A 12,775-nucleotide genomic window follows, 5' to 3' on the forward strand; every position below is an offset into this window, starting at 1 on the left:
GTGGACTGAAAATTTGAAGTTATAGAATTCTTCTCCGGCGATTGGGCCTTTACCTTTTTCGTTAGAGTTTCTGCGCAGGTTTTGAAGATCTGCCTGTTCGAGGGAGGCTTGAAAAATTTAACATTATACATTATAGTATATTATATAACGTTATGTTGGAGGCATAAATGCCCGTCACCAGAATATCTGAGAAGCTGTCGGTATATTCGCAGCCAAACGCGCAAGAACTCAGTGTACTCGATCAAAGCGGCTTCAAAACGCTGATCAACAACCGTCCCGATAATGAAAGCGCAGACCAGCCTGGAAGCCAAGCGGAATGCGATGCAGCCCACCAATACGATCTCTCTTATGCGTATATTCCGGTCACAATGAACACGATCACTGAAGCTGATGTCCGTGCGTTTCAGGCGGCGGTCACAAAATCGGATGGCCCAGTGCTTGCGCATTGCAAGACTGGTATGCGCTCGCTCAGCCTTTATCTGATCGGCGAGGTATTGGACGGACGCATGTCTTATGAAGACGTCGTACCATTCGGACATCAGCTCGGCTTTGATACCAGTGTCGCAGTATCGTGGCTTAAACGTTTTGCTGACCATCAACCGCGGGTAAAAGGCTTTTTCGATAAGCGAACCTCCAGTGTTCAGTACGTGGTGTCCGATCCGACGACCGGTATGTGCGCCATTGTAGATCCCGTTCTCGACTTTGATGAAAAGTCGGGGTCCACGGCGACGATCAATGCAGACGCAATTCTCGATTACGTCCGTAATAGGGGCCTGACGGTCGAATGGATTCTCGACACTCATCCACACGCCGACCACTTTTCCGCAGCTCAGTACCTCAAGGAAAAAACCGGTGCGAAAACGGCTATAGGCGAGCATGTAATCGACGTCCAGAAGCTGTGGAAGGAGATCTACAACTGGCCCGAACTTGCTACGGATGGCTCGCAATGGGATCGGCTGTTTGCCGATGGTGAAGCGTTTAAGGTTGGTTCCATCGATGCAAGAGTCATGTTCTCGCCGGGACATACGCTCGCTTCAATCACTTACGTGGTCGGCGATACGGCTTTTGTCCACGACACAGTTTTTATGCCCGACAGCGGTACGGCGCGTGCGGATTTTCCCGGCGGCGATGCGCGAGCATTGTGGGAGTCAATACAGAATATCATAGCACTTCCTGATGAGACGCGGCTATTCACCGGACATGATTACCAGCCGGGTGGCCGGACGCCGCGTTGGGAGAGCACTGTGGCGGACCAGAGAAACTTCAACTCGCACATTGCTGGCGAGACGGAAGAAACATTCGTGGCATTGCGGAAAGAGCGCGACAAAACGCTGCCAATGCCAAGGCTCATCCTGCATGCTTTGCAGGTGAACATAAGTGGTGGACGTCTACCTGAGCCAGAAGCCAACGGTAAGCGCTATCTGAAGTTTCCACTGGACGCGTTGGAAGGGGCTGCATGGGAATGACCGTGGACAGGATGGCAATAATGAAAGCGGGGCTATCTTCCATTGAACTATCTCTGCGAGCGGGCGAAGTGGCAGACCTGCTCAAGACACTGTCCCACCCAGTGCGTCTGATGATCGTATGCAGCCTGGTGGAGAGCGAATACTCCGTAGGTGAACTTGAAGAAAAAATCGGGGTTGGTCAACCGCACCTGTCGCAGCACCTGACGGTGTTGCGCAACTCCGGAATAGTCGAAACGCGACGCGATGGAAAACAGATTTTTTATCGCCTCACAGAAGCCAAGGCAGCGAAACTGGTCGCCTCCCTTTATGACATTTTCTGCGAGGAGAACGTAGAATGATCGCTTATCTATCCTCGCTGATCGGCGGGACGCTAATCGGCATTTCAGCAGCGATGCTCCTGATTGTTAACGGCAGGATTGCTGGAGTAAGCGGAATCGTCGGGCGACTTTTACAGAGAAGCGCGTCGTTAACAAACCTTGCGTTCGCCGTGGGGCTGGTAATCGGGCCAATTATTTATCTGACCGCTTTCGGCACCTGGCCCACTGTGCAAATAACTACTGGGTGGCCACTGATCATCGTCGCCGGGCTTCTTGTCGGCTTCGGTTCGCGCATGGGATCTGGCTGCACGAGTGGGCACGGTGTGTTGGGGCTGGCTCGGCTGTCACCGCGATCAGTTGTAGCGGTTACTATCTTTCTGGGAACAGGAATGATTGCTGTTACTGTGCTGCGAGGTCTGGGGCTATGAACCTAAAGTTTTATCAATTCTGCAGCGCTCTTGCGTCCGGTGCCATTTTCGGTTTTGGACTGTCTATGTCTGGAATGCTCAATCCCGTTCGTGTACAAGGCTTTCTCGACATTTTCGGCGTATGGGACCCAAGTCTTGCCTTTGTTCTTGGAGGCGCGGTTGTCGTTGCCTTCATTGGCGTTCAAATAACGAAGCGGATGCAGCATCCAATATTCGACGACAGTTTTCATGTGCCAACGCGTCGACGGATTGATGCTCGTCTTATCATTGGATCGGCGCTGTTCGGTCTGGGGTGGGGAATTGGTGGCTTCTGTCCCGGTCCAGCCATTGCATCTATGTCTCTGGGGCTGCCGCAGAGCGTTCTTTTCGTCGTTGCGATGCTGCTCGGGATGTTCGTGCACGACAGAATGTGGAGCAGACAGAGTTGAGCAATTCTATCTTTTTGGCAAAAGGTTCCGGCGGCAGTTTCGACTAACCACATGGCAATTCTCGAAAGTCGACAAAAGCACAGAGCTATTTTCCAACCAACGCCATCATTTTGAATGAATATAACCGATAATTCCGATCTCGCAGCCGCCTTTCTGGACGTTGAAAGCCTTTTCGCGACTATCTAATGACGAGCACTGAAGTTCTCGCTTGCGTAATGATTTCATTGGTTTGGCTGCCCAAAAGAAGTCGTTGCATTCCCGAATAACCGTGAGTAGCAACCACAATTAGGTCACAGCGGAGTGAATCAGCTGCCTTGCTTATTGCATCCGACGGATTGGATTTTATAAGGTGCACGACATCGGTTTCAACCTGTAGTTTTTTTGCCAAGCCCTTTGCGTGACCCAGGACCTTGGAGGCAAATTTTGCCCAGCTCTGATTATATCTAACGACAATATCCCCATCATCAAGCATCCCCCCGAATATGCCCGAATTGCTATATGGTGCTGTCACGGTTACAATAGTTACCCTGCATCGAAGGAATTGGGCCAATGACAGCCCTTGGCCAACACATCGGTCTGCGAGTTCAGAGCCGTCCGAGGCAATAAGAATATGTTTGAACATTCTGATCTCCTTAAGAGTGTATGCTTGGCCAACGTCCCTTCAGTGAAGAAATACTGAAGCCCACTATAATAGATACCATCTAAGCTCTTCAACTCTATCAACCGGATAGGTTTTATTTTTAACGCGTACGTTTGTTCGAACGTGAGCACTGATGTCGAAGCGCCTTTTGCACAGTTTGTCTCCTGTCTGTTGATTGTCGCTGAGAAGTGACCGGTGGGGGGTGCGGACGAAAACTTGGACTATCAGGGAGGTAGTTCATGTATTCCTACGAAGACCGGATGCGAGCAGTTGCGCTCTACATCAAGCTGGGCAAGCGCCCGAAAGCGACTATTCGCCAGTTGGGCTATCCAAGCAAGAATGCTTTGAAGGGCTGGTGCCGGGAATATGAGCACCTTCTTGATCTGCGTTTAGGATTTGCACCCCGAGCCCCGAAGTTCACACAGGCGCAGAAGGAAGTGGCTGTTGAGCACTACCGCACGCATGGTCATTGTGTTTCTGCAACGATGCGCGCTTTGGGCTATCCCGGTCGTGCAACGTTGACAGCATGGGTTCGTGAGGCGTTTCCCGAAACTAGCAAAGCTGTTACTGGAAGAACTGGACGTCCACGATACCCTGATGCGCTGAAGAAGGCTGGCGTCGTCGGACTTTATAATCGGCAGGAAAGTGCGCAGGCTCTGGCCGAAAAGCTCGGCGTATGCAGACCGACACTGTATAACTGGAAAAACCAGTTACTTGGTTCAGAGGCTCCCGCAATCATGAAACGCAAGAACAACTCACAGCCAGTGCCAGAGCGAGAAGAATTAGAGCGCCAGCTCGAAACACTGCAGCACGATATTCAGAAACTGCAGCTTGAGCACGACCTTTTGAAGAAAGCGACCGAACTCATAAAAAAAGACATGGGCGTCGATCTGCAACTTCTGAGTAATCGGGAGAAAACGCTGTTGGTTGACGCCCTCAAATACCTTTATCAACTCCCTGATCTGCTTACTCAGTTGGGACTGGCGCGCAGCTCATATTTTTATCATCGAACTCGCATGAGGATGAGCGACAAGTACCTCACTATTCGTCAAAACATCACCGAAATCTTCGAAGCCAACCGTCGATGCTATGGCTACCGCAGGCTACAGGCGTCATTGGCCAAACAATGCGTTACAATCTCAGAGAAGGTTGTGCAGCGCTTGATGAAGCAGGAGAACCTGATCGTTGCCACGCCAAAACGGCGGCGATACCGCTCTTATCTTGGAGAAATCAGTCCGGCACCCGGGAACCTTATTAATCGCGACTTCCAGGCCTCAGCCCCAAACGAGAAATGGCTGACCGATATCACGGAGTTCCATATCCCGGCTGGCAAAGTGTATCTCTCACCCATCATCGACTGCTTCGACGGTTTGGTTATCAGCTGGTCTATCGGAACGAGACCAGATGCGGAATTGGTCAATATGATGCTTGATGCCGCCATAGAAACTGTCACAGGTAGAGATGAGTGGCCAATAGTACATTCTGATCGGGGTGCACACTATCGCTGGACGGGTTGGCTAAGGAGGATCAGTAATGCGAAGCTGGTGCGCTCAATGTCCCGCAAGGCGTGCTCCCCAGATAATGCAGCATGCGAAGGCTTCTTCGGCAGACTGAAAACGGAGCTCTTTTACCCGCGTGACTGGAAGAACACCACACTCGAGCAGTTTATCAATGAAGTTGATGGCTACATTCGGTGGTACAACGAGAAACGGATCAAGACATCGCTTGGCGCACGAAGCCCAATCGAATATCGAAACTGTCTTGGCATTGTGACGTAAAATCAGTTCAAGTTTTTATCCGCACCCCCGAACGCGCGGTACTCCGCAAGGGGGCGTGGTCAGCCCAATCCTTTCGAATCTTTTCCTGCACTATGCATTTGATCTGTGGATGACGCGGACGCATCCTGACCTGCGATGGTGCCGGTATGCGGATGACGGTCTCGTGCACTGCCAGAGTGAACAACAAGCAGAAGCTCTCAAGGTGGAGCTTGGTTCTCGATTGGCAGAGTGCGGGCTTCAGATGCATCCGACAAAGACCAAAGGCGCAGGGGGAGATACCCGAATGTCGTGTTCGACTTCCTCGGGTATCAGTTCCGACCGCGACGTGTAGCGAATGCGCAGCGAGACGAGTTCTTCTGTGGCTATACGCCTGCGGTTAGTCCCTCGGCACTTACGTCAATGCTGTCGACGATCAAAAGCTTGAACATCCCGCGGCAGACGCCGGGAGCGCTGGCCGAAATAGCCAAACAGCTCAATCCACTTCTTCGGGGCTGGATTGCTTACTATGGTCGGTACAGCCGTTCGGCCCTGTCCACTCTGGCTGATTACGTCAATCAGAAACTCAGGGCTTGGATCAGGCGAAAGTTCAAGCGCTTTCAGTCCCATAAGACACGCGCCAGTCTCTTCTTGCGAAAGCTGGCACATGGAAATCCGGGGCTCTTCGAGCATTGGAAGGCGTACGGAACGAACACGTTTACCTGATGGGAGCGGTGTGAATCGAGAGGTTCACGCACCGTTCTGCGGGAGGCCGGCAGGTGAAATCCCTCCGGCCTACTCAACCAGGACTGAATACGAAGATGGCGCGGTTGCGTGGGCGCAGCCTACGAGGCGAAAGATGTCACGCAGGCATACCACATGGTCACTGGAAAACAACGACGTTTACCGGTGCGCTCCGCCTCTCAGGCATGACAGCACCTATGGTGCTGGATGGCGCAATGAATGCTGATGCCTTTCGTGCTTATATCGAACAAGTGCTCGTGCCGACACTGATCCCCGGTGACATCGTGATTATGGACAATTTGCCTGCTCATAAGGTTGCAGGCATCAGAGAAGCGATAGAGCAGGCAGGTACGCAACTACGGTATCTGCCGCCCTATAGTCCCGACTTCAATCCAATAGAGATGGCGTTCTCAAAACTCAAAGCACATCTGCGTGCAAAAGCCGAACGCACTGTTGAAGCGCTGTAGGATGCCGTCGGCCAAGCCATAACATTGTTTGAACCCACCAAGTGCGCCAACTACTTTGCTGCTTGCGGTTAAGACCCACATAAAACGGATAAGCTCTAGTTTTAAAGAGCGCTAAGTTCTTTTATAGCGCACCTGTCTTGCGATGCCAGGGATGCAATCCTGAAATTTTATTTTAGTGATAAAATTAAGCTACTTAGGCCGCCCCATGTGACAGATACCCCAATTGCCAAAAGCAAAAAGGCTGTGAGCCGCGTTAAAACCGCGGTTCCAGCAACGCCAATTTTCTTAAAGATCACGTCCGAATATCGATAACAAATCGCAACACATATAAAGACCAGCATGATCCCGCAGACCGCGCCAGCGTAAGAAGCGATTTCGTCATGGAAGCTTCCAGCCATTTTACTCGATAAGGTCAAAATTATAGCGATCGTACCGGCTCCCGCTGTAATAGGCATCGTGAGCGGAAAGAATGCAATGTCTGCCGACTTATCTCTGCCAGTGGGAGTTTCTGAGACACCGGAGGGTGGCGCGGGGTCCGCGACCAACATTTGCCAAGCTGTAAAGAAAACGAAGATGCCACCCGCAACTTGTATATCTGGAAGGGTCACGCCAAAAAATTGCAAAAGTTTGGGCCCAACAAATAGCGTTATAATAAGCATCAGTGCGCCGTAAGTCGCAACTCTATAGGCGAGCTTATGTCTTTCGTCTTTAGGCTGGCGACTGGTTTGCGCCAAAAATACAGGAGCCATACCGATTGGATTGACCATTGAGAATACCGACATAAAGGTAAATGTCAGTGTATGAATGAACGTCCATTCCATTAAAACTCACTCCAAACCGTTTAAGCAATTTCTATTTTGTACATTAGTTTACTACACTTTCGTAAACCGGCCGCCGTGCTCGAATTTGGGGGCTGGCTCAGGAAACTGCGAATCCCAACCTCTGCATTCGGGTTCATTGAGATGCGCCGAGACAGAGTGCACACATAGCTGTTTAATAAGACAATCCATCGCTCGCACTATAATTGCTCTAAAAAGAAACGTGCACCATGAAGTCTGGCCCGATTTACGGTTCGCGCGATCTGTTAACCAGGCACTGATCTTTTCTGTCGATTGTTCTCATTCACCATTTTCACCATTGATTGCGTGCATTTTCTTAGTAAAGTTCACTTACAATTAGAGCATAAGGTTGCCTGTCTTAAAACAAACATTGATCCGATACTGTCTTCAGTAAAAGAGTTTAGAACGCCTATCAGATCGCTTTAGATCCAAGCCCGATTGAAGGTGGCTGTACTATATTTGAAGTGCTCTAACGGTGCACAACTAGCAAAGACGAGGATAACGTGAACGAAACTCAACCCTTGGGGAATGACGTCGATAAGGTAAGCTCCACGAAACAGCCCAAAAGTAGCGTGCTTAAATCTGCTCTTTTGATACTGGGTCCCATCGTAGCGATAATTGTTGCCCTTGTAATCTATTTTAGCGGCGGACGCACGGTTTCGGAAACCGACAGCTATGTCGGCGCGCCGAATGTCACGATCGTCCCGCAGGTTTCTGGGCGTGTGACGAAAGTCGAGGTAGGTGAGAACGAACCTGTGCTTGCCAAGTCAACACTTTTCCAAATCGATCCCGATCTTTATCGATTTTCCTTAGATCAAGCCAAGGCACAGGTACAGGCGGCAAGAGAAAAATTGGCTGGTCTCTCGTTGACTTACCAACAGAACGTCGCGGCCGTTAAGCAGGCCGAAGCCGATGTAGTCTATGCACAAGGCGAGTACGAACGAGCCCAGCAACTTCTTAAAGATGGTGTCGGAACGACGCAGGCAAGTGATGCTGCACGCCGTCAGTTGCAAGTCGCACAGGACCAACGCATAGCTGCCCAAGATGCAGCAAGTTCAACCCTGGCCCTTCTTGGCGGTTCTGCAGAAATTCCAATCGAACAGCAATCCGACTATTTGCAAGCTATGGCAATTCAGGAAAAAGCTGAATGGGATTTACGGCAGACAACGGTCGTTGCACCATTTTCAGGCATTGCTACGCAGGTCGATAATATCCAGGTGGGAACTTACCTTCAGCCAGGTCAGGCTGCGTTCACCCTCGTTTCCACCGACTCTTGGATTGATGCCAACATTAAAGAAACAGACCTCGCTCATGTTAAGATAGGCGATGCCGTTAATATCGTCGTCGATAATTATCCCGAGCTTCAATTAAAAGGACGTGTCGCTAGCATCTCACCAGCGTCAGGTTCGGTCTTTTCCTTACTGCCGCCCCAAAATGCCAGCGGAAACTGGGTCAAAGTTGTTCAACGCATTCCAGTGCGCATTACCATTGATAATCGTCCGGAAGATGTACTTCTCCGCGTGGGTTCGAGCGCAAACGTGACAATCCACACGAATTACCGGCGTACGTTGAAAACACTCGGCGATGACCTCGCCAGTATTGTGAACTTATAATGACAGCGCCGGCAGAGGATAAGCAAGAGGTTACAGGCTCACGCCGTATAGCCATTACGATTTGCGTGATGGTGGCGACCCTTATGCAGGCACTGGACTCAACTATTGCCAATGTTGCCCTGCCTTATATGCAGGGTGCGCTGTCAGCAACGAGTACGCAGGTGAATTGGGTGCTGACATCTTACATCGTCGCAGCCGCCATAACTACGCCAGCGACGGGTTGGCTGGAGCAAAAATTTGGTCGCCGTCGGCTATTTATCATCAGTATCGTGGGCTTTGTTGGCGCGTCGATGCTGTGTGGTACGGCGACCAGTCTGACAGAAATGGTCTTGTTTCGGCTTGTACAAGGGGTCTTCGGTGCACCGCTCGTTCCTCTTGCGCAGGCCACACTTCTTGACACCTATCCTCGCCGTATCCAAGGCCAGGCCATGGCGATGTTTGGCCTTGGCGTTATGCTTGGACCAATCCTCGGCCCCACACTGGGCGGCTGGCTCACACAGTATTATGATTGGCGTTGGGTGTTCTACGTTAACGTACCCATAGGAGCATTGGCTCTTTTTCTGGCTGTCGGATACTTCCCGAAGCGCCCGCCAAATCCAAATGTACGGCTAGACGCTTTTGGCTTTGCAACGCTGAGTCTTGCCATCGCCTCACTGCAACTCCTCCTGGATCGTGGTCAGCAGTTGAACTGGTTCCAGTCTGTGGAAATTCAGTTTGAGTTTGGATTATTCATTCTTGGTTGTTACCTCTTCATAGTGCACACCGCGACAACAGGCTCTGAAAGCTTCGTTGATCGACGATTATTTGTGGACCGAAACTTCGTTGTTTCACAATTTCTCATATTCATCGTTGGTGCCGTATTGCTGGCGACGCTTGCGATGTTGAGCCCATATCTTCAGGAGCTTCTCGACTACCCTGTCTTAACCGCGGGTATTGTGCTTGCTCCGCGCGGCATTGGTACCATGATTGCAATGATTTTGGTCGGGCAGCTAATTGGTCGGATCGACATTCGACTATTGTTGATAGCTGGCTTTCTTATGACAGCTTATTCGCTCTGGGAAATGAGCGGATTCAATCAGGATGTCTCTGAGGCAACACTTATACGGACGGGTATCATCCAAGGGTTTGGCATCGGATTCGTCTTTGTTCCAATGTCCACTGTTGCCTTCGCAACATTACCCGATGCATTGCGCACCCAAGGCACCGCATTCTTTAATCTGGTGCGCAATATTGGCTCCAGCGTGGGAATATCAGTGATGAGTTTCCTGCTCGTCCGCAATGAGCAGATTATACATTCAACATTGGTACAGCATGTGTCACCTTATTCACGTGCAGTGCAGCAACTCGGTGACGCTGTTGATCTCTCTACACTCCAAGGGCGAGCCGCGATCAATCAGCTCGTAAGTGTGCAGGCCGAGGTCATCGCATATGCGGATTGCTTCCTCTTAATGATGTATGCAAGTCTGGCAGCAATCCCATTGATTTTATTGCTCAAAAGTAAAAGAAGGATCTCATAACGTCCGATAACGGTGAGATTATTAGGCCTTCTAAATAAGCGGGAGGCCTTCATCCATTACGAACGAATTCTTACAAGTAAACAGATATCCTCAACTACATTTTACAACGCATCGTCATTATCGCGTAAGTTAAAAAAGGAGTCGAAAGTTGGCTTAAGCCGATACTTTGAAGAACGTTCAACTACTCAGGTCAGCAAAGGAGATCTTTTTTATTTGGTAGGCTCATGATTACGCTGCACGATGCGCCGGACGCGAGACAACGCCGAGTGCAAATGCTGGTGCGATTCCAGCACGCGTTGCATGAAGAATCGTTCGATTGGTCTCAACGCTGCGATGACAATTGTGGGAGAACGCCAACAGGCCCAATGTTATTAGTGGCCACGAAACCCGATCATCCCTATAAGCGGCCTTCCGTCTGGCGTAAATGATCCCGTGATACAATGAGAGGATGTAACTCGTCATGATCATATTTTGCAGAAATCGATCCGTGACGGATGAGCTGAACACGCTTTCCAAGCGATCCATTAGCTGCGTGCCTGGCTTTTGTTCGTGCCTTTGAATTTGCATTATTGGAGCGTGTTGGGTGCAGTGGATGCGGGGCCGTGCGGCCACTCTCCAACTCGCTGCACGCTCAAGCCGAACATTGGTTTGACTTAAATCCATCGCGTCACGTCTGAGCCACCGGACTAAGGATACGAAATTAGATCGACCTGTTATTACTACCTCAAGTCAATCACGAACGCAGGGGAATTGGCAAAATGCCTTTTCCCCTGCTGTGATTTGACGTTGAATGAAGCAGTTCAGTTTTCAGCGGGTTGCCATACTCGGAGTGAAGATCAAGCCGAGTCTTATCCGCGACACAGGTAAGATAAACACCAAGAGTTTTACTAATTGTCTTTGATCAGATGCTTGGCTACCGGCTTATGTGGATGCGGTGCGAAGAGTTTCTTCGGCGCGATAAACAGATAAAGTGTAAGCACATAAGGCGCGGTAAATGATGGTAAGCCCATTGGGGCCATCAGCACATCATAAGCACCCTGAATGAACACGGTGGCGATGGTTGCAAGCACTGCGTAAGCGATGACTTTTCCGTCGGTTTTGAGGAAAATCACGCCCACTGCGATTGCCGTCAGCACTGGGCTAAATCCATAAAGCCCCTGAACAACCGTTGCCGGATCAGCGCGCATGCCAATTGCCGTGATCATGGCAATCAACGATCCAAGAGCGGCAGCAATACCAGCCGGACGTGAAGCGATGAAAATGCCAATCAGGATCAGTGCACCACTCACCTCATTGCCGAGCAAAAACACCTGCGCAATATTGCGGAAGAAGATTTGCACCAGTTCAATATTCGCGGGAATGGTCGCTGCACCCGCAACATAATCAGAGACGAGTTTTGGCGCGTCACCGGTAACATTCAGTGCGCCAAACGAATAAGCGCCAGCAACCATGAGCCAGCCGGTCAGCACAAATGGGCCAGTTGAGCCGGGAATGCCCCAGCTTTTCGTCAGCGTTGCACTGAATGTGGCTGTGATGACCGTGCTTAATGCTGATCCAACGATGATGTAGAACCAGAGCTGCGGTGTGGCGGCGATGAAAGTTGGCAGCGCAACGCCCACAAGAATGCCATTGAAGCCGAAAAGACCTGAATTGATGGATGGCTTATCGCAATCAAGCAGCTGAGCGGTCAGTGTGGCAACGATCAAGCCAATGACTGCGCCAATCGTGGTTGCCCAAATGCCCGTTGCATAAGACGCATAGGCAATTGCTGCGAAAAACATGACGCCGGTAAAGGCGTTTTCCATGAAGAAAACCTGCCCCGCCCCACGAAGGCAGCTGATTGGAAAACTAACGTTCTTCTCTGCCATCTCAGTATCCCCTCTCAATCAAATCGAAGCCGTATTTCGATTTTTAACGCCAGAGAAACTCTTCTGGCAGAGTGCGCCCACGGGCTTCTTCACGAACAATTTTCCAGAAATTTCGCACCTCGGCGCGCACATCGTAGCTTTCAATGCCAACGGTGCGCAGCATCAGGCCCGCATTGTTGGGCAGCATGGATACGCCAGATATTGCGCGTGGTGCATCTGTGCTGAAGTTTACCTCGACGCGCTCCTTGATACGTGCAGCAACATCAGGCGGTGTGACGCAAACAATATTTGCAAACGCATCGAAGCCACGCATGACACCCGCAAAATCAATGGTCGGATTGCCTTTTTCGATCAGAACCTTATCCGTAAACAGGCGCTTACCATTTGGTCGCTTTACAGAGACAAGCATGGAGAGCAAATCGAAGCCAAAGCGCTCGTCTTCATGATGATGCTTGCGTCCCGTCATCATCATCTCGCCATAGATCAGCGTCGCACTCTCATCGATCACGATTTCTGTCTGGTTGATGAAGCGCGAATTGCGATAAGGTATCGTGAAGTCGGGCAGATATTCGAGATATGCGCCTGCTTCAAGCGTCACTGTCTGATATTGCGAGGCATAATTCGCATCCATCTGGTGAACACGGTTTGCGCCCTGTGAGGTCACTTGAGCGCAAGCGCCTTCACCAACATGAAT

The 12,775-nt window shown here is 50.6% G+C and carries 13 protein-coding genes and 1 pseudogene; 10 read left to right on the top strand and 4 right to left on the bottom strand.

The annotated features are described in order from the left end of the window. Positions 1-167 precede the first annotated feature (167 nt). The 4 genes from blh to J2782_RS22055 are packed head-to-tail and all read left to right on the top strand — an operon-like array spanning position 168 to position 2,639. Positions 168-1,466, top strand: a complete 1,299-nt coding sequence (gene blh / locus J2782_RS22040; RefSeq protein WP_310016197.1) for a bifunctional sulfur transferase/dioxygenase Blh — start codon at positions 168-170, stop codon at positions 1,464-1,466. Continuing rightward, positions 1,457-1,804: a sulfite-sensing transcriptional repressor BigR gene (gene bigR / locus J2782_RS22045; protein ID WP_310016199.1), complete on the top strand. Its 348-nt coding sequence runs from the start codon at positions 1,457-1,459 to the stop codon at positions 1,802-1,804. The genes blh and bigR overlap by 10 nt, the downstream gene beginning before the upstream one ends. Further along, positions 1,801-2,211 carry a YeeE/YedE family protein gene (locus tag J2782_RS22050; RefSeq protein WP_310016201.1) on the top strand — a complete coding sequence of 137 codons (411 nt, stop codon included), beginning with the start codon at positions 1,801-1,803 and terminating at the stop codon, positions 2,209-2,211. Before bigR ends, J2782_RS22050 begins: the two co-directional genes overlap by 4 nt. Continuing rightward, on the top strand, positions 2,208-2,639 hold the full coding sequence (locus J2782_RS22055; RefSeq protein ID WP_310016203.1) for a YeeE/YedE family protein: 432 nt from the start codon (positions 2,208-2,210) through the stop codon (positions 2,637-2,639). The genes J2782_RS22050 and J2782_RS22055 overlap by 4 nt, the downstream gene beginning before the upstream one ends. 178 nt (positions 2,640-2,817) lie before the next feature. Here J2782_RS22055 and J2782_RS22060 read toward each other — a convergent pair whose 3' ends face one another. Then, a complete protein-coding gene (locus tag J2782_RS22060; RefSeq protein WP_310016205.1) occupies positions 2,818-3,261 on the bottom strand; it encodes a universal stress protein in 444 nt (147 codons plus the stop codon). A 257-nt stretch (positions 3,262-3,518) separates the two neighbouring features. Between J2782_RS22060 and J2782_RS22065 the strand changes: the two genes are divergently transcribed. The 4 genes and pseudogenes from J2782_RS22065 to J2782_RS22080 all read left to right on the top strand — a co-directional run. Further along, positions 3,519-5,057: an IS3 family transposase gene (locus J2782_RS22065; protein ID WP_310016207.1), complete on the top strand. Its 1,539-nt coding sequence runs from the start codon at positions 3,519-3,521 to the stop codon at positions 5,055-5,057. 55 nt (positions 5,058-5,112) lie between these two features. Next, positions 5,113-5,388 carry a reverse transcriptase domain-containing protein gene (locus J2782_RS22070; RefSeq protein ID WP_310016209.1) on the top strand — a complete coding sequence of 92 codons (276 nt, stop codon included), beginning with the start codon at positions 5,113-5,115 and terminating at the stop codon, positions 5,386-5,388. Between the two features lie 68 nt (positions 5,389-5,456). Further along, positions 5,457-5,759 carry a group II intron maturase-specific domain-containing protein gene (locus J2782_RS22075; RefSeq protein ID WP_310016211.1) on the top strand — a complete coding sequence of 101 codons (303 nt, stop codon included), beginning with the start codon at positions 5,457-5,459 and terminating at the stop codon, positions 5,757-5,759. Between the two features lie 74 nt (positions 5,760-5,833). Then, a pseudogene (locus J2782_RS22080) lies at positions 5,834-6,316 on the top strand (IS630 family transposase); the annotation flags it as partial. Between the two features lie 95 nt (positions 6,317-6,411). Here the strand turns inward: J2782_RS22080 and J2782_RS22085 are convergent. Beyond that, positions 6,412-7,065 carry a MarC family protein gene (locus J2782_RS22085; protein WP_265987152.1) on the bottom strand — a complete coding sequence of 218 codons (654 nt, stop codon included), beginning with the start codon at positions 7,063-7,065 and terminating at the stop codon, positions 6,412-6,414. A gap of 521 nt (positions 7,066-7,586) precedes the next feature. Here J2782_RS22085 and J2782_RS22090 point away from each other — a divergent pair. Both J2782_RS22090 and J2782_RS22095 read left to right on the top strand, forming a co-directional pair. Continuing rightward, on the top strand, positions 7,587-8,696 hold the full coding sequence (locus J2782_RS22090) for an HlyD family secretion protein (protein ID WP_310016214.1): 1,110 nt from the start codon (positions 7,587-7,589) through the stop codon (positions 8,694-8,696). Next, positions 8,696-10,213 carry a DHA2 family efflux MFS transporter permease subunit gene (locus J2782_RS22095; protein WP_310016216.1) on the top strand — a complete coding sequence of 506 codons (1,518 nt, stop codon included), beginning with the start codon at positions 8,696-8,698 and terminating at the stop codon, positions 10,211-10,213. The genes J2782_RS22090 and J2782_RS22095 overlap by 1 nt, the downstream gene beginning before the upstream one ends. Positions 10,214-11,100: 887 nt before the next feature. On the opposite strand, the gene yut is transcribed toward J2782_RS22095, so the two are convergent. Together yut and J2782_RS22105 are read right to left on the bottom strand one after the other, a co-directional pair. Continuing rightward, entirely contained in the window at positions 11,101-12,081 is a 981-nt protein-coding gene (gene yut, locus J2782_RS22100; RefSeq protein ID WP_310016218.1) for an urea transporter, read from the bottom strand. 43 nt (positions 12,082-12,124) lie between these two features. Then, the coding region (locus J2782_RS22105) for an urease accessory protein UreD (RefSeq protein WP_310016219.1) at positions 12,125-12,775 on the bottom strand (651 nt) is incomplete at its 5' end.

Source organism: Brucella pseudogrignonensis, assembly GCF_031454375.1.
Classification (GTDB): Bacteria; Pseudomonadota; Alphaproteobacteria; order Rhizobiales; family Rhizobiaceae; genus Brucella; species Brucella pseudogrignonensis_A.

Excerpts from the sequence above, each read along its gene's own strand:
- J2782_RS22055 (WP_310016203.1), top strand. The coding sequence starts at position 2,208 with ATGAACCTAAAGTTTTATCAATTCTGCAGCGCTCTTGCGTCCGGTGCC.
- J2782_RS22075 (WP_310016211.1), top strand. The coding sequence starts at position 5,457 with ATGCTGTCGACGATCAAAAGCTTGAACATCCCGCGGCAGACGCCGGGA.
- J2782_RS22060 (WP_310016205.1), bottom strand. The coding sequence starts at position 3,261 with ATGTTCAAACATATTCTTATTGCCTCGGACGGCTCTGAACTCGCAGAC.
- J2782_RS22085 (WP_265987152.1), bottom strand. The coding sequence starts at position 7,065 with ATGGAATGGACGTTCATTCATACACTGACATTTACCTTTATGTCGGTA.
- J2782_RS22095 (WP_310016216.1), top strand. The coding sequence starts at position 8,696 with ATGACAGCGCCGGCAGAGGATAAGCAAGAGGTTACAGGCTCACGCCGT.
- bigR (WP_310016199.1), top strand. The coding sequence starts at position 1,457 with ATGGGAATGACCGTGGACAGGATGGCAATAATGAAAGCGGGGCTATCT.
- yut (WP_310016218.1), bottom strand. The coding sequence starts at position 12,081 with ATGGCAGAGAAGAACGTTAGTTTTCCAATCAGCTGCCTTCGTGGGGCG.
- J2782_RS22050 (WP_310016201.1), top strand. The coding sequence starts at position 1,801 with ATGATCGCTTATCTATCCTCGCTGATCGGCGGGACGCTAATCGGCATT.
- J2782_RS22065 (WP_310016207.1), top strand. The coding sequence starts at position 3,519 with ATGTATTCCTACGAAGACCGGATGCGAGCAGTTGCGCTCTACATCAAG.
- blh (WP_310016197.1), top strand. The coding sequence starts at position 168 with ATGCCCGTCACCAGAATATCTGAGAAGCTGTCGGTATATTCGCAGCCA.